The organism is Microbacterium sp. No. 7 (genome assembly GCF_001314225.1).
GTDB lineage: Bacteria > Actinomycetota > Actinomycetes > Actinomycetales > Microbacteriaceae > Microbacterium.
In genome coordinates this window covers 64970-84451 of record NZ_CP012699.1, presented here as the reverse complement: position 1 = coordinate 84451, position 19482 = coordinate 64970, and the positions used below count along the sequence as shown (strand labels likewise).

Sequence of the window (19482 nt, the reverse complement as noted above, 5' to 3'; positions counted from 1 at the left end):
TCGGTGCGATTCAGTTCCCTGTGGGGGCCAACCCAGGAACTACAACTTCAGATCTCGGACCACCTGCTCGCCAAAGCTTCGGGTCCGAACCAGACTCCCGAAGATCCCCGGTCGCCAAACCGGGGATCTTCCTCGTTATGCGGTGCGCGGCATCGGCAGCTCCTGTCGCGACTCGTCGGCGCGACGACGCTGTTCGGCCGCCGCAAGTTCTTCGTGGATGTACTCCGGGATCGGAAGGTCGTAGAGCTCTGCAAGCTGCATCGTGACCCAGCTGCCGAGCGGGATGCCGAGTTCCTCAGCCTTGCGCTCGTACAGGTTGTGATGGTCGATCGGCACGCGGACGAGCATCTGTGCTCGTTCCCCGCGAACTCGGCGCCCAGGCCGTGCTGCTCTTGCCGCTGACATGCGTCATTCATAGCACGGAACAGATACAGATACCGCAAGCCACACTCGGCGCGTTGGCGTGTCGGATCGGTCAGCTCGTCCATGACCGTCATAGGTGCAACTTCCGACGTTATCCGGACATCGGGTGCCGAAAGTTTTTCAGTCCTCCAGTGCCATCGCTCCTCGGAGCTTGTGCCGTTGGGGCGTTTGGGGGTTAACACGTATATGTGTTGAGTTTCCGGTAACGGTTACGGTTGCGACGCCCAAGGGGGTGATAAATCCGAGGTCAGATGGATGATTCAAGTTTTGTGAGCCTGTCTTCCGGCGCGGGATGGGTCGGTAACATCCGCGTGATTCCGGGGGTGGCGGGCGCCAGAAAATCGGTAACACGCCCCTTATTTCGCCCCAGATGGCCCGGTTGGAGGTGTCTGTCTCTGTCAGAGTGGGCGGCGTGGAGGTCGTGAGCGTCGAGGATCTGGTGCCGAGGGCACTTACCGCGCTGCGCGGATCTCCCGCCGTGGAGCGGCTCGTGGGCGCGATGATGTTCTCGTTGTGGCGGCCGTTCCCGAAGCCGATCTATCTCTACGGTGATGCGCCGGACAAGGTGATGGCGGCGTTCGCTCTCGCCGAGCTCGGAGGGCGACCGTGGAGTGAGCTGCGCGCGGACGGGATCCCGTTCGAGATGCGCAAGGGCGAGTGGTTCGTCATCGAGCACCCGATGGTGCTGGAGGATCTGGTCCCTGCTCATCGCCCGACCCTGTTGAAGAGAGAGCTGCGGAAGATCCTGGATGGCCTCGAGCTGAGCGGCGCGATGGGACGGAGTGGGGAGCTGGCGGAGGGTGTGCCGCCGGCGACGATCATCACCGGCGATCGCGCGATGCTTCCCGACTTCCGGGACCGGGTCTTCTCGCTCGAGCTCTCCCCGGACCTCGAACGGAGCCAGTACAGCGCGATCGTGTCCGGCGAGACCGCACACGCTCGCGTCGAGCTCGGCCGGAGGATCCGGGAATGGATGCGCGGTGCCGGCGCACCATCGATGGACGACTACCTCGACATGTGGGTCGGGCTGCATCGTGTACCAGAGACCGACCGGTCGTCCGTCGCCGCGTGTCGCTTCGGGCTGCGGCTGCTGGACCAGTTCCTCGACGCCCACCAGATGCCCTTCGATGCCTGGCCGTGGACTCGGGAGTCGCCGCGGCCGCCATCGACGAGCGACGCTCTCGAGACGCGCGCTCGCCCTGGCGGCCAGGTCGAACGCTCCGCGACTCGGCGGCCGGCACGGCCGACCACTACGGCAGTGGAGCGTCGCGCGAAGCCGGCGCGGGCGCCATCGCCGTCGACGACCGCCGCCGCGGATCCTCACCTGGTCGACGCGCTCGTGGGCTCCGTCCGTCATGCAATCGACGAAGGGCGCGCGCACGTGTACGACTCGCACGGCTCGTTCTCGGAGGAGAGCTCCAAGAGCGGCCGCCGGGTCGGGATTCTCACCAATGGCCGGCTACTGCTGCTGTGCGCGCCTGCGCGCACACTCCTGGCTGCAGATCTCGCCGTCGACGAGCGACCCTCCTTGCCACAGCTCTCGGCCGCCCTCGAGCTCGTCGGCCTGGTGGGAAAAGACGAAGCAGGCAAGCTGACCCGTTCCCACGTCCACGAGGGGAAGACGGTGAAGGTCTGGGATGTCGCCCCGGACGAGTTCTGGTCATACGACTCAGACGACCCGCGCGCCCACTCGTAGGGTCCTCACCCTCACCCGAGGTGTCGCTCGAGCTACGGAAGCGGCTTGCTCAGAGCGCGCGCGGCTTCGATGACCGAGATCGAGCTGAGAGTGAGCGGTTGAACGCTCTGGAGTGTGAGCGGGGCGGGTTCTGCGGGCGTCGCCCACAACATGACGTTCCGCCACGACGGGCGGTGGTACGACCACCAGCTCACGCCCGCCCACCGTCGTCTTCCGTCGTGGTGGGTCTCGGCGAACAGCGCCGCGGCCTTGCTCTGAGTGAATGCCTTGTTGCGGATGACGACCTGGCTGGGTCGCATCCCGAGGTGCTGCAGGTTCGTCGTGTCGTCGAAGTCGAAGATCGACAGGTCGTCGTCGACGGAGAACGTCGCAAGCGCGCGGCGCAGCCCGCTCGGGTGCTCGAGCATGTCAGCTGACCAGGTGGCGAGGTTGCCCAGGGTCTCCCCCACGGCGCCCTCAGCTGCTGGCGAGAGGTACCAGGCGTCGTAGAGCGCCGGGTTGTCCCATCGGCCGGCGCCTTGCGGCTTGTGCAGGTAGGTGGCGTGGCCGGACTTTCCGGGAGCAGCTGCGGGGTCGTGCAGGAAGACGCGGTGCAGCAGCATCAGGCGTAGCCGCCGGCGAGCTCCTGGTCGAGCGCGTCGATCACAGGCGCAGAGCCGGTCGTCCTGAGCACGTCGATCGGCCGCGCGCCGTCGAGGAAGGCGTTGCTGCCGTTGAGCCACGAACCGATCACGGACGGCTTCCACAGCAGACCCGCACGAGCGATGACGTGGTCGAGGTCGACGATCACTCGAGCGTTCTCCGAGTTCGGGCGCTCGGATCCGTCGATCCACCGCGTGGGCTGCGACGGGGACACCTCGAGCATCGACGCGAGTTGCGCCTTGCTTCCCAGCGCGGCCGCGACCGCGCTGGCACGGTCAGCGATCTGGATCGCGACGACGTAGTTGGACCGCTTCGCCGCCGCATCCCGCAGCGCGGCGCCGGCCTTGCTCGTGGGATTCTTGGCGATCGACTTTCCGGCAGAGATCTTGCCGGTGCCCGCCGATCGTGCAGTGAAGGTTCGCTTGGCCATACCCCCACGATACGCCCAATTCTCATATTGGGCATCGATCGAGGAATCTAGGGAAGTCTAGCGATTCACTAGATTCCGCTAGATATCGGTAGAGGTGGTGGCGTCAGCTGTAGGGATCTTTCTGAAATGTCCATTTCGCAATTGAAATGTCCACGCGATGTCCATATGGACATTTCGGACGCCGGCCGACCGTCGCGATCATGTGGGCGGCGGTTTCACAGCGCCTCAGCTTCTCTGCTGGATCGCGGCTAGCGCCCGGGTATTGTCGGCACGATGCCGTTGCCGCGTATCCGTTGTTGAAGGGGTGAGTATGTCTGCTGTTGTTGCGCGACTTGACGTGGACCTCACGGATATTGAGTGCATTGTGAAGGTCACGCGGCCACTGGTCGGAGTACCGGACTCCGTGAACTGGACGGAGTTGCCGTCGGGCGTCGCGAAGATCTCCGCTGACGCGACGTTGTACATCTTCGATGACGACGACGAGGGGGAGCCGGAGCGTCGTGTCATCGCGCGCGCTACTGCGTACACCGTCGACCTCGACCGGGTGGGTGACGTCGTTGACGTGTTCGATCAAGTAGGCGGCGAAGCATTCGAGATCACCGAGTCGATTCTCGGTGATGAGAACGTCTTCGAGTGGCTCGACTCCCGCGATCCGCTGGTTGGCGAGCAGGTGTCGCAGCTCGTGATCGTCGAGGGCGTCTTTGTGGAGCCACCGTACCGGGGTCAGCGCCTTGGTCCACGTCTGCTCACGACGCTGGTGGAGACGGTGACCGGCACGGGGAGGGAGACTCTCATCGTTCTCCGCGCGCAACCGGTGCCGTGGGAGCACCTGTCCGAGATCGAGTTTCGGCGCTCCCGAAAGAAGGTCGCTGCGTCGTACGAAAGCGTCGGGTTTGCGCACTTCCGGGACAACATCTATTGGCGTCACAACGCGTTCGTCGGGACCGAGAACCTCGAGGCGTGAGTCACGCCCCCGGTTATTTGGGAACCTTTAGGTCGACCTCCCCGGCCAGGTGGCGAGCGTCGTCGGGCGGGTCCAGTTGCGGCGGGCGGTGCGCTCCGTGGTGAGATCGTGCGGAGCGGCAACGATCCGCACGGTCGCTTCCCGCGTCGATCAGATCCGACGAGCCCTCACTGACTATCACCACGATGGCTCACCAACGTCTACGACGAAGACAACCCGGCCGGATCCTCCACCACACCAGGGGACAGGACCATCAATCAAGAAGGGTTTCTCATGCAGTCAGCGCCTCGAGGATGAGACCGCGCACGTGATCAAAGTCGAGGTCGGCCGGAAGCTGGAGCCACGCGTTCTTCTGACCCTTGTAGTGTGTCCCGACGCCGGCGTCAACGAGAGCCGCCGTGCGCATTGGGTCAAGCTTCACCACCACCTGCCCGCCGCTGGTCATGGCGCGCACGGCGCCACTGCTGCTTCCCGAGACGATGAGACTGCCGCGGTGGTTCCGTGACACACCGTCAAGCGCAGTCATCTCGTGAGCGATCGTGTCGAACACTTCATCCCCAGTCATCACGGTTCTCCCTTCATGCGCGGTCGACGACCCCAAAGCGATCCCTACAGGTGGCCCTCAGAAGAAGTGTCCCACGCAGGCTCCTTCACGCGGAAGACCACGGCGCGCAACGCTTCGGGCGCAGAGCTGCGGATCAAGGCCGCCGGGTTACCGGCTCGCAAAACGTTGGAGGACTTCGATTGGGATGCGCAGCGGAGGGCGCTCGCAGACCAGTTCTGACGACCAACAGCAGTTCATCGTCAGCCGGTTCCTACAGATGTCACGCTCCGAGTTGTCCATTTCGCAGGGGAGATGTCTACGCGATGTCCATATGGACCTTTCGGGGCATTGGGGCGAGTCGCTTCGGTGGGATTCGCAAAAAACGTCGAGACGCCGACTGACCGGCGCTCGTAGATTCGAAGCGTGTCCTCAGTCGTCCTTCCACTCACCGCTCAGCGGCATGCGGAACGTGTGAGCCGGGCACTTCACTGGATGGAGGAGCGTCTCGAGGAGCCGGTGACCCTCGCCGAGATCGCGGCGGTCGCTGGTCTTTCGCCGCATCACTTTCACCGCGTCTTCCGTGCGGTCGTGGGTGAGAACCCGAAAGCGCACCTGCGCCGGTTGCGGCTTGAGCGAGCGGTCTACCGACTCAAAGTCAGTACGGACACGGTGCTGCACATCGCGTTGGAATCCGGGTTCGCAACGCCCGAGACCTTCACACGCGCGTTCGTGCAGCGGTTCGAGATCAGTCCATCGGAGTATCGGAGGATGCTGCGCGCGTACCGCGAGCACGCGGACCTGGCGCAGCAGAGCACGACGTTTGCGGGCTTCGCAGAAGAGACGCCGCTGACACTCCGTTATGACCTCGATGCCGTCCCGGTACGGGTTGAGAGCACCCCCGAGCGGCACCTGCTCGTCCTCCGTCATCGCGGGTACAACGGCCTCGGCATCGGGCACCCATCGGTCGAGCCGTGGCAGCAGCTGAGGGCCTTCGCGATAGAGCACGGCATCGCCCACTCCTCCGACCTCCTCGTGGGCATCACCCCAGATGACCCTTACGTGGTGGACAACGAGCAGATCCGCTTCGACGCTGGCATCCCCATTGCCGCACCGATAGATCCACCCCACCCCTTCACCTACCGCCAGATGCCGGCGCAGGTGTGCGTCGCGCATCGGCACACCGGCGGTGCAGAGCAGATCGCGAAGACCTTCGCGGCTATCGGGGTGCAATGGATGCCCTCAGAAGGGTGGCGGTTGCGCTGCGCACCGCCCTTCGAGATCCATCACGTCGACCAGCGCGCGAACGACGCCGTTCGCGTCAGCTGGACAGACGCCTATGTGCCTCTTGATCACCACCCCGACCATCACCCAGGAGAAGGCCCATGATCGCTTTCGAGTTCACCGAGCACATCGACAGATCGCAACAGGAAGTGTTCGCAGTGCTGGCAGATCCCACAAGGGCGGTCGACTACGTCGACGGTGTCGTGAAGAGCGTGAAGGTGACGGATGGCCCGCTCGCTGTGGGGTCCGTCATCGAGGAGACGCGCCGAGTGAAGAGCAAGGAGGCGACGGGGCAGCTGCAGATCGTGGCTCTCGAGCCGCCCACCGCTTTTGCGGTCGCCAGCGAGGCGGAGGGCATCACCGCGACCTACGTCTACCGGCTGCACCCGGCCGGCACCGGCACGCGGATCGAGTGGACGTGCGAGCTCGCCGCCGGCGGACTGCGGCGGATGATGCTGCCCCTGGTGGCCGCGATCACAAAGAAGGAGGACGGCGACCATCTGGCCCGACTCAAGGCATACATCGAATCGCAGCGAGCAACGGAGACCGCCTCGTGATGCCTTCCGACACCAGCGTCGACGAGGCGCTGGACCGGGCAACCGGGCCACGACGCGGCGAGGTAACCGAACTCCTCGAGCTCTTCGAGCACGTTGCACAGCGCCCGCCGGTGGTGTGGGCGGAACGGATCGTCGGGTTCGGCCAATACGCCTACGCGTACGACAGCGGGCGAGAGGGCATCGCGCCTGAGATCGCCTTCGCTTCCGGGTCCAAGCACACGCTCTACCTGGTCGAGGGGTTTGCCGAGCGGTGGCCCGACCTGCTCGAACGGCTCGGTCCACACCGCACGAGCAGCGCGTGCCTCTACCTCACCCGGTTGTCGGCGGTGGACCAAGATGTGCTGCGGGAACTACTCGATCGCTCCCTCGCCGTCATTCGAGACGTGCACGGCGACGGCAAATGAGCATGGCGTCTCTCGTCCAAGTAGCCCAGCGCGCGGTCGATCTGGAACGCGCCACAGCCTTCTATTCCGCACTGCTCGGCTCCGCCCCTGTGGCCCGCTTCGATCCGCCCGGTTTGGTGTTCTTCGATCTCGACGGCGTCCGTTTGCTACTCGAGAGCGCGGCACCGTCAGCGCTGCTCTACCTCCGCGTCGATGATCTGGAGTCGGCCGTCGACCGAGCCGGCGACGTCGAAATCGTATCCCCAGGGCGGCCGATCTTCACTCACACCACAGATGAGCTCGGACCAGCAGGGCGAGAAGAATGGCAAGCATTCATTCGCGACCCCGAAGGAAACCTCGTAGGTCTAGTGGCATTCAGAGAGCCGGCGGAAACCAAGTACTGACGGCTTCGATGAAGTTGGTTGCGGCATCATGCGCTGGCCAATCAAGATGGACATCTTCCCTCGGCGAAAACTCGCCGGTACGTGGACATTTCTTGAGTCAATAGCCGGTAGTGATGCAGGCTCGATGGACAGGTGGAGCCGTTTCCTACATCAGCCCCTCCGGATCGACTCGGCCGGGATCCACGCGAACGCACTGTGCCGTGAGGTGGTGATGCGCTCGAGCTCGGCAGCACGGCCCTCCCCCGCGGCGAGGGCACCGATGGGTTCGTGGGTGATCGCCAGGAGCAGGCCGCCGGCGGCGTCGAGCATGTCCGCGAACCCTTCGCGCACGTCGATGGAGTACTCGTCGAGGAACAGGGGGCTGATCGTGAGCTCGTCGGTGTCGAGGGAAACGGTGAGGTCCTCCCGGGCGGCCGCGTGGAACCGGATTTCGCCGGCGCGGTCGTACCCCTCCAGGAGCAGCTGCTCCACCGTCGTGATGAGCCGGCCGTCGCGTCGGCTGAGGTAGAACACGTCGCAGGACGGGCTCACGATCACGAGAGGGATGGGGGTCTCCTCGAGCTGCTCGCGCCGCCCACCCCACCAGGTGCGTGACGGGGTGGCCTTGACGGTGGTGATGACAGCGCCGGCGGCCGTCCACGTGCCCGGTGGCACGACGAGGAGACCGCCGTGCTGCAGGTTGGAGGTCCCGCACGTGGCGTGCACGGCCGTCACCAGGACGCCTCCGGTTGGCTGCGGGTAGACAGAAAGACGAAACGCACCATCGCCGAGCTGTCGCCCGCATGCCGCGCAGTCGCCACCAGGGAGCACTGCCCCCTCGAGGATGCTGACGATCTCTTCGCCGAGCTCGCGCGTGACGGCGGTGTCGGGGATGAGCCTCATACCGTCGCGGCGATCCCGGCGATGAGCGCGCCGGCGATCATGTACGGGCCGAAGGGGACACGGCCGCCGCGGCGGCGGGCGAGGATCACGAGCGTGTGAGGCAGCGCGAGCAGGTAAGCGAGGATCGTCGCGGGGATCAGGAGCGGGAGACCGAACCAGGCCAGCCAGGCGCCGAGCGCGCCGGCGAGCTTGACGTCTCCGAACCCCACTGCGCCGGCGAGCCCGAGGGCGAAGTACACGCACCACAGAATGACGCCGCCGGCCACGGCGAGACCTACCCGACCCCAGTCGCCCGTGAACGCCCCCAGGACGGCCAGAGCGGCCCCTACGACGCCGTAGAGCGGGAAGACGATCGCGTTGGGCAACCGATGCTCCCGGAAGTCCCACACGGCCAGCCAGACACCGAACGCGGCGACCACGGCCGCGAGCACCCACTGCACCATCCCGACGCCTCCGAGCGCTCCCGCGGCCGCGAAGGCGGCGCCGGCGACCAGCGCGACGGAGATCCTGCCGGCGACCTGGGTCCAGGAGGCCGGCAGGATCTCCACCGGTCGGGAGTACTCGGGCGTCGCGGTCATGCTCAGCTCGCGTCTCGCCGCCGGATCGAGGCGATGAGCTCCTGCGTCTCGGGCTCGGCCTCGTAGCCGTCCTCGAAGCTGTCCAAGTGGCTCTCCAGCTGCTTCACGAGCCGCTCGACACCAGTCGAGTCGCCGGCTTGGTGCTCGGCCTTGAGGGCATCGCGCCAGAAGATCTCGTTGACCGGGTCCACCATCCGGCCGACCGCGGCCGCGAGACGGGCGTTGGCGCAGTCACCAGCTCGCAGCGACCTGGTCGCGAGTTCGTGCGCAGCATCGCCGACCGCGGCGATGATCTCGTAGCGGATCGGCTCGGCCCAGCCGTAGAACTTCTCCTTGACGCCTTCGAACGGCTGCCCCTTCACCAGACGCAGCGCCTGGGTGAGGTTCGCGGTCGGGGCGGAAGCCGGGTCCTCGCCGACGAGATCGAGCCACAGCTGCCAGTCGGTGCGGACCTCCTCGCGCAACCGGTAGCCCTCGGCACCCACGCGCGGCAGGTACTGCTCGCCGGCGGGAGAGACTCCGAGCCAGGACCGGGCGCGCGAGGTGTGGGAGTTGCGGGTCTGCTGCGCGGCGCCGCCGTGCGGGTCCTTCCCCGGCCACAGCGCACCGTGCACCTGAACGGCCGTCGCCCGCGGGTTCAGGGCGAGGAACGCGATCAGCTCGGTCGCTCGCTGCACGACCGACTGGTTCGTCTTCGACGTCGCCGGCGTCTTGGGAGCCGGACCCTGGGCGCCCACGATCTGCACCGGCCCGAGGATCTGCACGTACGGCGCACCTCGCAGAGGAACGATCGGCCGAACAGGACCGGCCGGCTCCTTCGTCGCGGCCTCCGGCGCGTGCTCGGGTGCCTCGGCCGCGACGTCGGCATCGGTCTCGTCGACGGCCACCCCGACCGCCGCCTCGACGGTCTCGTCGACGGCTGCCTCGTCGGCCTCCTCAACGGTCTCGTCGACGGCTGCCTCGTCGGCCTCCTCGGCATTTTCGTCGACGGGCGTCGCGACGACGTCGACGGACTTGGCCGGCAGCAGGGAGTGCAGGATGCTCTTCCACTCGTCGGCGTCGCCGTCCTCCACGCGGATGTCTTCCTCGACGTCGCGGAGGGTGGTGTCAGCCGGCGGCAAGTCGTCGAGGGTGACCTCGTCGACGGGCGCCCACTCGCTGTCGTTGGTGACGACCTGGTCGCTGCTGTCGAGCAGCTGCAGGATGCTGGCGTACTCCTCCGCGTTGACGATCTGCGGGGTGAGGGGCAGCGTGTGCTCGGCGGCGGGGATCTGCAGCTGGGCGGTGTGGTCGTCGTCGAGGTGCATGGTCCAGTCGCCGGCGAGCTCACCGGCAGTGATCGCGGCGATCCCGACTCGGGGAAGCCTGGTGACCAGATCCGCGAGTTCAGCCCGAGCCTGCTCATCAGGCATGGCGCCCAGGATGACGATCTCCGGCGTCCACGACTCCGCTTCCAGACCCGCCGATCGTGCCTGCTCGATCGAGTCCACCCCCAGCTCCTCGAGAGCTCGTTCGGTCTCCGTGGCCTGCGCGCGCAGGGTGTGCAGCAGCGCGTCGACGTTGTCGACGTGCCGGAACCTGCCAGTGTCCAGCGCCTCCGGGAGCTCCGGCGCGATCCCGACGAGCGTGATGCGCAGATCCTCCGCCCACTGGCTCGTCGCCAGTTCCACGGCCAGCCCGGTGAGAGCGCCGCGGACGGACTCGTCGGAGCCGATCATGTTCAACGCGCCGATGTGCTCAAGGTCGACCATCACGTGGGCGTCGCCGAGGTCCTGGCCGAGCGTGACGAGCGCCGGGTATGGGGCACTGGGAACCCGCTCGAGCGGGGGTAGTTCTTCGGGGTCGACCGACCAGGCCATCTTGTCGTCGCTGACCTCGACGAACGGCGCCGGCAGCTCCGCCGGGGCATCCAGGTAGAGCGCGATCTCGACGTCGGACAGCCGCAGCGCGTACACGGGCGGCAGCGCGTTCCCGGTCTCCTGAGCCCACGCCGCCAGGTGCCGCAGCGCATGGTCGACGTGATCCATCCCCAGCGGGTTCTCCACGGCGCGCAGAGCGAGCTCCATGTCGCTGGCAGCGCCCTCCGGCATCGAGATGCGCTGACCCGGCTTGCGGTCACGGCGCTGCTTCATGCGCCGCACACCGAGGAACACCAGCAGACCGGCGGCTGCGAGAGCCCCGAGACCGCCGGCGGTGCGCACGTTGAAGATCTCGTCGATCCAATCGGTGTCAGCCGCGTCGTCCGCCGCCTGCTCGGCCGCGGGTGCCTGCTCGGCCGCGGGTGCCTGCTCTGCCGGCTCCTGCCCGGTCGTCGCGTCGTCTGCGGCGCCGGGGGCGGTGGTGGCACCGGGGATCGCGCCGACAGCGCCCCCGGCGAGCTCGTCGACGTCGGCCTGCGCCCCTGCGCCTTCATCGACGTGCGAGGACGCGCCCGCGTCCGCTCCCGTCTCCGAGGTGCCGGCCCCGGGCGCGACATCCTCAACGCCACCCGTCTCTACGGGCGGCGCGACCGGGACGGTGGCCTCCACGGTGACGGGCACGTCGACGACCCACCCGGGGTAGATCAGGTCGGGGTCGGTGAGGTGGCGCCCATCCGGCTGCACATCGTCCTTCGTGGCGTCGAAGATCTCCGGGTACCGGTTGCCGTCTCCGAGCTCTTGCTCGGCGATCGCCCACAGGGTGTCACCGGAGACGACGGTCACTTCCTTCTCGACGGTTGTGGTCTCCACCGCGGTCTCCGCTGTGCTCGAGGCGCCGCTGGGCGCATCAGAGGGCAGGGTGAGGACCCAGCCGGCGTTGAGCCAGTTCTCGGGAGTGAGGGACCAGCCGTCCGCCTGCTCGACCCCGTAGTTGAGGTCCGCGATCTCTTTCCACCGCTCCCCCGACCCGAGGGTCTGCTGCGCGATGCGCCACAGAGAGTCACCGTCCTGCACCGTGTAGGTCGGCGCCTCGGCCGCGACGGCCGTGTCCGTGTGGGCTTCGACGGCCGCAGCGGGGGTGATCGTGGAGGACACGGCCGCCGCGGCGGCAGTCGGCTCGGCGGCGGATGCGCTGCTGGGGGTGGCGATGGCGGGCGAGACGCCGGCGAACATGACGACCACCGCGGCGATCAGGAACCCGGCGCCCTGCTGTTGCAGCCGAAGCCCGGGCAGCCGCGGTGCCGGCACCCGGCGCAGCTGGGCGGGCAGTTCGACGAGGAACCCGATTGCGAAGGTGCCCCACAGGATCCACGCGACGATCGGCAGCAGCGTGCCCATGAAGAACTTGCCGCCGTAGTCCGGGACGGATGTGAGCCGCATGACCTCGTCCCAGCTGGGGATCGGGTTTCCGGCGAACACGATCAGCCCAACCGGGATCCCGACCAGCAGGACCAGCAGGGCGATCAGTGATCCGAGACCTTTGAGGATGCGCATGATTGATCCCTCCTGCTCAGCCGTTGGGGTTGGGGACATTGACGGACTGCAGCTCATTGATCTCGAGCTGTGAGGTGCTTGTCGTCGTCAGGGGGATGGTTCCGGACTGGCCGCCCGCCGTCCAGGTGAAGCTCCACTGGGCGGTGGCGGTGACCGTGTAGCGGTCTCCTGGTTGGCTCGAACTTGTGCGTGTGTAGCGGTGACCGCAGGTCGGCGAGTCGGCGACCCCGTACGAGGTGGCGTACGGAGTGCCCGTCCCGACGCAGGCTTTGCTGGTTCCGTCGCCCATGTTCCAGACGACGGACGTGACTTGCACCGAGCCGGTAACACTCACTGGGCCGACCGTCTCCGAGACTCCGAATGGTCCCCAGGTACTCGGGCCAGGGTTGTTAACCCAGAGCCAGACGGGAACCCCCACATAGGATCTCCGGTGACCCCACTCCGGGTTCACTTGAGGGGCCATTCCGATTTCAAACGGTTGGATCCCCAGACGCTGAGCGACGGCATTCGCTGCTTGTGCGGGAGAGATCGCCACGACACCGGGCGGCGGATCGAGAAGCCATTGGCCATAGCCATAGCAGCCGCGGGGGTCGGTGCAGAGCGCGCCAACGAGGCAGGAGTACCACGCTCCCTGTCCCTCGACTCTGCCGGGAGGAGGAGCACTCTGCGGGTCGTCGAGAGACCAGTAGCACTGCCGGTCGTTTGACCAGTAGTCACGCCCGTTGGACGAGCACGGAACGACCTGGTCCTCCTCTTCGCCGGTTCCCTTGTGGATGCACTCGGTGGGACCTGGAGTGAAGTTAACTCCGTCGATGGGTCCTCCGCCTCCGGGGGATCCTCCGCCGGAATCGTCAACGGTGCAGGTGTAGCCAGTCCGAGGGTCACCCGTACAGACGGTGCCTGCCCATGCAGCAGTGGGCAGTGCTACGAGCATCCCCACTCCGAAAACGGTAGCGAGGATCGAAACCGCGATCTTCTTCATCCGCCGCATTGGTCGCTCACTGAGTACTCGATATTGGAGACCAACCACCGAGCCTCGGTGGGGTTGAACAACACGGTGTAGCTTGCCCAGACGACCGTCACACCCTGCTTCGGGACCACCGTTCCGGCGGCGTCTTTGGTGATGACATTGGTCGTGTCCAGGCAGCCCGCGATTAGGGCGCTGCCAAACGGGACCTGCGTTCCATCCTGCAGAGTGAGCGGTCCAGCAGAGCGTTCTCTCGAGACGAAGGTGCTGGAGCCCGAAACTGTTTGCTTTGCATCCGCCGCGGCCTTGGCTGAGTCCGCGAGATCCGCCGCGGCCTGCTGGAATGCAACTTGGTCAATGAGGTCCTGGGCGGCCGCTTCGCCGGGCCAGTCCGTCAGCAGAGAGACCTCGAGTGAGACATAAGCCTGAGTCGTGTTCTCGGCTGCTGTTGTGGCGTCGTTTTCGTCGGACGGCGCGGCGACCGTGGGTGTGGGCGTCGGTGTTGCTGATGGCGTTGAACTCGCGCTCGTAGAGGGTGACCATGTGGGATCAGCGTTTGGCGTGCAGCCCACGAGCGCGATGCCAGCTGCAGCAACGACAGCGACAGCGGCCACCCGCATACGTGAGGTTGTCATCATGAGCAGCTCTCCTAGTTGGTAATCAATTGAGCAGACGCCTTAGCGCCCGCGGCAAGGGTGTTCACGCCAAGGAGGCTGATGAACTTGGTGGCATAGGTGGTCGTCACAGTCACGGTGACAACGTCATCGTTTACTACGACGGTCCCGGTCATTCCGGACGCGGCAATATAGGCCTCGGCGGCAGTCTCGGCTCGCGAGGAATCCACTGAAAGCGAGCCCGACTGCAATGTGTCGGAGCTGATCGCGTTGATTGCAGCTCGGGTCGCGGCGGAGGCCACGGCTTGAGCTTCCTCAGCGGCTGTGTACTTACCAGCGCTGTCAACCACCAGCCCGACCACCGCCATGAGTACTACGACGAGAAGGACGAAGTATGCGGCGAGCGAACCCTCCTCGGGGTTCTTTCGAAGCCGTGTAAGGAGAGTTCTCATCGTCGCTCCCTGTATGGATCTACGGGCGAGCTTGCCGTTGCGGTCATCTGTTTACTGCCGGGCAGCCCCGGCAGTGCGATATCGGATAGTTCGACGTCGCACGTGATGGTGGACGACACCATGCCCACCTGGCCAAGAGGCACATTCATGCCGCTCGTGTCGACCGTGACGGTCAGTGAGCTGCAGTAGATGCCCGAGGAGTTGAGAGCAGCGTTGGCGGTGTCATGGGCACTGGCCTGCGCTTCGCCGTCAGTGCGCGCAAGAGAAGCCTCACGCGCAGCTGCGCTGACAGCCGACTGGACGGTCATGTTGGCCAGAGCAAGGCGGCCAAAGCCAACACAGGCAAGGGCGAACATGAGTACGAGGCCGGCGAGGAGCACGAGCTCGGCCGAGGCGGAGCCCCGATCGCTGTGCCAGTAGATGCGACGCATCAGTTCACCCATCTCTCGACGGGGGCGACGGCGGTGCGGGTGATGACGCTGTTGAACAGCGACTCGAAGATCGAGTTGGTACGGGCGGTGACGGTGACGGTGACCTCGGTAGCTGAGCGGTCCACTGCCACTGTTGTGTCGTGGAGGTTCTTCGCGTTGCTGGCGATGAAGTCTTCCGCGGCCTGCTCGCCTTGTTCGGCGGTGGCCCCATAGACGCGGGCCTCGTTGACGGCAATGTTGGCTGCGGCCTGTGCGGCGTTGCCGGCGTCGTAGTAGATCCCGCCGATGATGATCGCGAAGATCATGAGCCCGAACAGCGGGAAGATGATCGCCAACTCCACGTTGGCATCACCTCGCTCCCGATCACCGCGAAGTCGTGCGGCGATCGGGAGGAGGCGGTGACGGAGTCGACGGATCATCGTTTGTCAGGATCAGAACGGGTCGGTGATCTCGGCCAGGCGGTCCGCGAACCAGCCGGAAACTACTCCGTAGACGATGCCCGCGATCACGATGACCGCGAGGATCGTGAGGACCCAGCCGACCATCTGGTCGCCCTGCTCGCGACGCTCACGGAGGTCGTCGGTGTAGATCCGGAGCATCACGGCCATGCGCGTGAGTGCGGTCATGGTGCCTTCCTTTCTCTCGGTGTTGATGGGCATAGGTGCGATTTTCAGTTGGAATCGGACATTACGTCGAAGTGAGGTTGAACAGGAGGGGGGTGAAGATGATGCCGACCGCGATGAACGCCACGATGAAGCCGGCGAAGGAGCTGAACTGGTCGCTCAGCTTGTTCGCCTGGGTCTGTTCCTCGTTGAGAAGCTTCACTCGCATGCCCTTCCCGGTGGACCTCAGTGTCTCATATATGGAAGAACCGCTCTCGTCCGCTGATCGGGAGATTCGTGCGACCTCGGCGAGCTCGGGAACCCCGGTGGCGTCGGCGAAATTGTTCAGCGCTTCCCAGGAGGGCGTGCCGGCGAATCGTGCCCGGCGGAGCTCTTCTCGGATGCGGACGAACACCCAGCTGTCTCCGATCGTGGCCGCGTTCTCGAGTGCTCGGGTGACGGGTGCGTTGCGCCGGCGCTCGGTGGCGACGAGCTCGAGGTAGATGGCGACGCCTCGAGCGAACTCCTGACGGGCGACGGTGGCTTTCTTCTTGAGGTCACGGTCGGCTCCGGTCCACCCGAGGATGGCCAGCGGGATGCCGGAGAGCGCGGCGACGCCGGCGAAGAAGGGGAAGCCGATCATGTTCAGGACGATGCCGGCGAACGAGGGCGCGATCAGCAGCAGGAGGGCGTCGCGTGCCTTCTGGTACAGGTAGTTGTTCACCGGGGTGCCCACGAGCTCGAGGTCCTTGGTGGGGATCGTGAAGCCGGGGAGATCTGGCAGGCGGGAGTGCACCCAGGAGCCGACGCGGGTTTCCAGGTCGGTGCCGGAGTGGTCCGCGATGGTGCTGGTGGTGCCCATCCGTTCCATGACCGCTGACAGCTTGGACTGGCGGGGAAGGAGGGTCGCGATGATGAGCGCGAGGCCGGCGCCGAGGAGGGCTCCGGGGATGAGGGTGATGTACCACACGGTCAGCTCCTGCCGTTGAGGATGCGGGGCATCGGTCGGGGGCGGAGCCACTGCTTGAGGAAGATGATCGCGGTGACGTAGATGGCCACCCAGAACAGCAGCACGATCTGCCCGAACGGCGTCCCGTAGAACGCGAAGAAGGACGATCCGCCCAGCAGCGGCAGCCCGACGAACATGCCGATGACGATGATGGTGATCAGCCGGATGGTCTGCTGCGGCTTGGCGCGGTCGGCCAGGACTTGGCGGCGCGCCTTGACTTCGTCGAAGACGTCATCGGCCAGGTCCTGCAGTGCCTTGGTGAGACCGGGTCCGCGCTCTTTCGCGGCCAGCTGCAGATGGGCGACGATCAGGTCCCCGGTCGCGTCGTTGAGGTCGGTGGCCAGGCCGCGGAGGGCGTCTTCGATCGTCCACCTCGAGGTGAGACGCGCGGCGAGCCGTTCGATCGCCGGCTGGATCGCGGGCGGCGCGGTGCGCACGGATGCGGGCAGCGCGACCTCGAGGCCGGTGCCGGCGCCGCCGATGATGCCGGCGAGGTTGCGGGTGTAGATCTCCAGCGCCTGGAGCTTGTCGATGTCCTCGGTGTCGGACCTGCTGCCCACCAACAGTGGCAGGACGATCGCCAGAGCCGGCCCGACCAGGATCGTGATGGGCCACCCCGAGATCAGCCAGAGCACGATCCCTACGACCAGGCCGATCCCCGCGGCGATCAGAACCCGCGGAGTGATGATGTCGCGGCGCCGAGTCCAGGTCCGCTGCAGACGGCCCGGGGGCCGGCCAGCGGGGTCGTCCTGCGAGGGGAAGATCCCGATCAGGATGACGAGCAGGCCGAGCAGCGCGATCCCGACTGTCAGGCCGATCGCTGTCGCGTTCATGCCGCCGTCCCCTCGATGCCGCGGAAGAAGTCGGTGTCGATCCCAGCCTCGGCGAGGATCTCCCGCATCTCGGGTGTCGGCATCGCCTGGAGCACCTGTCGGCGTGATCGGCTGAGACCGAAGATCGTGTTGGCGATCGGGCGGTCCTCTTCGCCGGGGGTGATCTCGGCGATCTCGGTGACCAGGTGCTGGACACTGCCGTTGGGCATGCGAACCTGCGCGACCTGGACGATGAAGTCGATGTGGCGGCCGATCTGCCGGTAGGCGTACTCCGGGGATGCCCCTCCGACGCCCTTGATGGCGAGGTCGGCGAGACGTTCGATGGTGTCGGTCGCGGACATGGCGTGCACGGTGCTGATCGATCCGACACCGGCCTGCATGGCCTGGAACATCGCGTCGACCTCACCGCCTCGGACTTCGCCGACGACGATGCGCTGCGAGTCGAGGCGCAGGCTGGATTCGAGCAGCTGCACGAGCGTGATCTCGCCGGGCTGGCTGCCGTCCGCCGCCCGCTCCCCCAGTCCGGGCCGGTACTGCAGCGGGGTGACGATGTGGTGGCGATCGCCCATCCGGTCCAGGTGCAGCTCGCGTTCCTTCTCGATCGTCACGATCTCTTCCATCGGGTCGATCTCGTTGCACAGCGCCCGCACGAGGGTGGTCTTGCCTGCGCCCGGGTTCCCGGCGACCACGATCGAGCGCCCCGCGCGGACGATCGCGCGCAGCAGGTCCGCCATCGGAGGTGTCATCGAGCCGAGCTCGAGCAGCTGGTCGAGGCCGATGTCGACGAAGCGGTGGATGCGCATGACGACCTTGGGGCGGGGCGAGATCGGCGGGTGGACGGCCTCGAGGCGGCCGATGCCGCCGGGAAGGTCCATCGACAGGATCGGGTGGGCGCTGGAGAACGGTCGGGCGTCCTCGCCTTGGCGCATCGCGATCAGGCGGATCTCTTCGATCAGATCCTGGTCGGTCGGGGTGATCGGCGGCATCAGCACCTTCCGGCCGTCCGCGTACTTCACGTAGACGCGGTCGTTGCCGTAGATGTCGACGTTCTTCACCGTGGGGTCGTCGACGAGCGGCTGGAATCGTCCCAGCCCGTACAGTCCGTCGATCACTGCTCGAGCGAGACGCTGCTGCATGGCTGCCGACCAGGCGTTGCGGTCGCCGGTCTCCGCGGTCACCGCGTTCATCCGGTCGCGGATCACGTCCAGTGCGTGGCTCTGCGCGATCGCCCGCTGGTCCTGCTCGGTCATCGTGGGGTTGACCGCGACCGAGCGATCGAGCAGCTCGGCGACCTCTTTGCGGAGGCTTTGCAGCAGGGTCCAGTCAACCTGCTCGTCGTCGTCCTCGTAGCGGGGAGCCTGCGGCGCCGGCGCGGGAGTCGGTGACGGTGCGGGCTGCGGCGCCTGAGCGGGGCCTCGGCGGGAGTACTGGGCTCCGCCCGCGTCTGCGAGCAGGTGCCCGGCGGCCCCGCGCGCGGGGGGTGGTGTCCCCGGGATCGCTGCCGGGTCGGGCTGCGTGAGGAACATCGGCAGATCGGTGAGCGATGGCTGCTGCGGTGTGGGCTGTTCAGGATTCGTCATCCGAGAGTCTCCTGTCGAGTGGGGCGCGCGCCGATCAGTTCCTGACGCTTGAGGATGCGGGCGCGGATCAGATCCGCCGCGGTGGTGATCGAGCGCGTGTACGAGTTGCGGGTGAGCTTCCTGCTCGGTTCGGCGCCGGCGTAGTAGACGGCGGCCGAGCGCGGGTCGTGGGCGATCTCGGCCGAGACGTCGACGTTCGTCAGCTTGACGATGTCGGCCCGAGGCCATGTCTCCAGCGGGGTGTCGACGAGCAGCAGCTCGAGATACTCCCGGTGCCCTGCCTGGGCGAGGAGATCCCGCAGCTCGGTCAGCTGCGCCGCGGTGGTGTAGATGTCAGGAAGGGTCGGCCGCAGGAGCACCTGGACGCTGTCGGCGATCTGCAGGAGAGACGATCGCGGGTCGCGTACGGAGACCCGGCCGACGTCGAGGATCACATCCATGCCGGCGCTGTCGAGAGTGCTGAGCGTGGCGCCGAGCTCGCTCCACAACGCCGTCGTCGACTGGGCGGCGACGATGCTGGACAGCCCGAGGATCACGCTGCGGTCGGGCGCGAGCTCGATCCGCTGCTCCATCACTTCCGCGGCGGTCAGCGCGTTGTTCTGCTGCGCGATCGCGAGCGCGGTCAGCCCGCGGTCTCGGCCGAACTGTCCACGGAGGTATCCGGGGAGGATGCTCGAGGTCTTCGCGGTGTCGACTTCGACCAGCAGCGCCGGGCGGTGCCAGGCGAAGGTCATCGCCAGCGCTGTGGTGGTCACTCCGGGGGCGCCGGAGAAGCTCGCCAGAGCGATCACCGCCAT

At 66.5% G+C, this 19482-nt stretch carries 23 protein-coding genes and 1 pseudogene; 6 read left to right on the top strand and 18 right to left on the bottom strand.

Features of this window, described 5'->3' with window-relative positions; genetic code table 11:
- Window positions 1-135: 135 nt before the first annotated feature.
- A complete protein-coding gene (locus AOA12_RS22360) occupies window positions 136-348 on the bottom strand; it encodes a hypothetical protein (protein WP_054687639.1) in 213 nt (70 codons plus the stop codon).
- Window positions 349-901: 553 nt separating this feature from the next.
- Here AOA12_RS22360 and AOA12_RS22355 point away from each other — a divergent pair.
- On the top strand, window positions 902-2119 hold the full coding sequence (locus AOA12_RS22355; protein ID WP_156366716.1) for a hypothetical protein: 1218 nt from the start codon (window positions 902-904) through the stop codon (window positions 2117-2119).
- Window positions 2120-2151: 32 nt separating this feature from the next.
- Here AOA12_RS22355 and AOA12_RS22350 read toward each other — a convergent pair whose 3' ends face one another.
- Together AOA12_RS22350 and AOA12_RS22345 are read right to left on the bottom strand one after the other, a co-directional pair.
- The gene (locus AOA12_RS22350; protein WP_054687635.1) at window positions 2152-2721 is read right to left on the bottom strand and encodes an RES family NAD+ phosphorylase; all 570 of its coding nucleotides are present in this window, start codon (window positions 2719-2721) and stop codon (window positions 2152-2154) included.
- Window positions 2721-3191, bottom strand: a complete 471-nt coding sequence (locus tag AOA12_RS22345) for a hypothetical protein (protein ID WP_054687632.1) — start codon at window positions 3189-3191, stop codon at window positions 2721-2723. The genes AOA12_RS22350 and AOA12_RS22345 overlap by 1 nt, the downstream gene beginning before the upstream one ends.
- 337 nt (window positions 3192-3528) lie before the next feature.
- Between AOA12_RS22345 and AOA12_RS22340 the strand changes: the two genes are divergently transcribed.
- A complete protein-coding gene (locus tag AOA12_RS22340) occupies window positions 3529-4155 on the top strand; it encodes a hypothetical protein (protein WP_197281246.1) in 627 nt (208 codons plus the stop codon).
- Between the two features lie 16 nt (window positions 4156-4171).
- Here AOA12_RS22340 and AOA12_RS24215 read toward each other — a convergent pair.
- Window positions 4172-4321 (bottom strand): annotated as a pseudogene (locus AOA12_RS24215) (transposase); the annotation flags it as partial.
- 105 nt (window positions 4322-4426) lie between these two features.
- The gene (locus AOA12_RS22335; RefSeq protein ID WP_005055297.1) at window positions 4427-4720 is read right to left on the bottom strand and encodes a hypothetical protein; all 294 of its coding nucleotides are present in this window, start codon (window positions 4718-4720) and stop codon (window positions 4427-4429) included.
- Between the two features lie 471 nt (window positions 4721-5191).
- Here AOA12_RS22335 and AOA12_RS22330 point away from each other — a divergent pair, with 471 nt between their 5' ends.
- The 4 genes from AOA12_RS22330 to AOA12_RS22315 are packed head-to-tail and all read left to right on the top strand — an operon-like array spanning window position 5192 to window position 7324.
- Entirely contained in the window at window positions 5192-6085 is an 894-nt protein-coding gene (locus AOA12_RS22330; protein WP_054687630.1) for an AraC family transcriptional regulator, read from the top strand.
- Window positions 6082-6537: an SRPBCC family protein gene (locus AOA12_RS22325; protein WP_054687628.1), complete on the top strand. Its 456-nt coding sequence runs from the start codon at window positions 6082-6084 to the stop codon at window positions 6535-6537. The genes AOA12_RS22330 and AOA12_RS22325 overlap by 4 nt, the downstream gene beginning before the upstream one ends.
- The gene (locus AOA12_RS22320; RefSeq protein ID WP_054687626.1) at window positions 6537-6941 is read left to right on the top strand and encodes a DUF1801 domain-containing protein; all 405 of its coding nucleotides are present in this window, start codon (window positions 6537-6539) and stop codon (window positions 6939-6941) included. Before AOA12_RS22325 ends, AOA12_RS22320 begins: the two co-directional genes overlap by 1 nt.
- Window positions 6942-6943: 2 nt before the next feature.
- Window positions 6944-7324, top strand: coding sequence for a VOC family protein (locus AOA12_RS22315; protein ID WP_054687624.1), 381 nt, complete (start codon window positions 6944-6946; stop codon window positions 7322-7324).
- 150 nt (window positions 7325-7474) lie between these two features.
- On the opposite strand, the gene AOA12_RS22310 is transcribed toward AOA12_RS22315, so the two are convergent.
- The 13 genes from AOA12_RS22310 to AOA12_RS23770 all read right to left on the bottom strand — a co-directional run bounded on the left by AOA12_RS22310 (window position 7475) and on the right by AOA12_RS23770 (window position 19482).
- Window positions 7475-8038, bottom strand: a complete 564-nt coding sequence (locus tag AOA12_RS22310) for a hypothetical protein (RefSeq protein ID WP_153002397.1) — start codon at window positions 8036-8038, stop codon at window positions 7475-7477.
- Window positions 8039-8202: 164 nt separating this feature from the next.
- Window positions 8203-8784: a prepilin peptidase gene (locus AOA12_RS22305; protein WP_054687620.1), complete on the bottom strand. Its 582-nt coding sequence runs from the start codon at window positions 8782-8784 to the stop codon at window positions 8203-8205.
- A 2-nt stretch (window positions 8785-8786) separates the two neighbouring features.
- The gene (locus tag AOA12_RS22300) at window positions 8787-12197 is read right to left on the bottom strand and encodes a LysM peptidoglycan-binding domain-containing protein (protein WP_054687618.1); all 3411 of its coding nucleotides are present in this window, start codon (window positions 12195-12197) and stop codon (window positions 8787-8789) included.
- 16 nt (window positions 12198-12213) lie between these two features.
- The gene (locus AOA12_RS23445) at window positions 12214-12531 is read right to left on the bottom strand and encodes a hypothetical protein (protein WP_156366715.1); all 318 of its coding nucleotides are present in this window, start codon (window positions 12529-12531) and stop codon (window positions 12214-12216) included.
- Window positions 12532-13175: 644 nt separating this feature from the next.
- A complete protein-coding gene (locus tag AOA12_RS23440; RefSeq protein ID WP_156366714.1) occupies window positions 13176-13802 on the bottom strand; it encodes a hypothetical protein in 627 nt (208 codons plus the stop codon).
- A gap of 11 nt (window positions 13803-13813) precedes the next feature.
- Window positions 13814-14230 (bottom strand): pilus assembly protein TadG-related protein, encoded by a 417-nt coding sequence (locus AOA12_RS22295; protein ID WP_054687617.1) that lies wholly within the window; start codon window positions 14228-14230, stop codon window positions 13814-13816.
- Window positions 14227-14661, bottom strand: coding sequence for a TadE/TadG family type IV pilus assembly protein (locus AOA12_RS22290; protein ID WP_054687615.1), 435 nt, complete (start codon window positions 14659-14661; stop codon window positions 14227-14229). Before AOA12_RS22290 ends, AOA12_RS22295 begins: the two co-directional genes overlap by 4 nt.
- Complete coding sequence (locus tag AOA12_RS22285) at window positions 14661-15002, bottom strand: TadE/TadG family type IV pilus assembly protein (protein WP_054687614.1); 342 nt, start codon at window positions 15000-15002, stop codon at window positions 14661-14663. Before AOA12_RS22285 ends, AOA12_RS22290 begins: the two co-directional genes overlap by 1 nt.
- Before the next feature lie 90 nt (window positions 15003-15092).
- Entirely contained in the window at window positions 15093-15287 is a 195-nt protein-coding gene (locus AOA12_RS22280; RefSeq protein WP_054687612.1) for a hypothetical protein, read from the bottom strand.
- 61 nt (window positions 15288-15348) lie between these two features.
- Window positions 15349-16233 carry a type II secretion system F family protein gene (locus AOA12_RS22275; RefSeq protein WP_054687611.1) on the bottom strand — a complete coding sequence of 295 codons (885 nt, stop codon included), beginning with the start codon at window positions 16231-16233 and terminating at the stop codon, window positions 15349-15351.
- 2 nt (window positions 16234-16235) lie between these two features.
- Window positions 16236-17105, bottom strand: coding sequence for a type II secretion system F family protein (locus tag AOA12_RS22270; RefSeq protein ID WP_054687609.1), 870 nt, complete (start codon window positions 17103-17105; stop codon window positions 16236-16238).
- Window positions 17102-18685 carry a CpaF family protein gene (locus AOA12_RS22265; protein WP_054687607.1) on the bottom strand — a complete coding sequence of 528 codons (1584 nt, stop codon included), beginning with the start codon at window positions 18683-18685 and terminating at the stop codon, window positions 17102-17104. Before AOA12_RS22265 ends, AOA12_RS22270 begins: the two co-directional genes overlap by 4 nt.
- The gene (locus AOA12_RS23770) at window positions 18682-19482 is read right to left on the bottom strand and encodes a hypothetical protein (RefSeq protein ID WP_054687605.1); all 801 of its coding nucleotides are present in this window, start codon (window positions 19480-19482) and stop codon (window positions 18682-18684) included. Before AOA12_RS23770 ends, AOA12_RS22265 begins: the two co-directional genes overlap by 4 nt.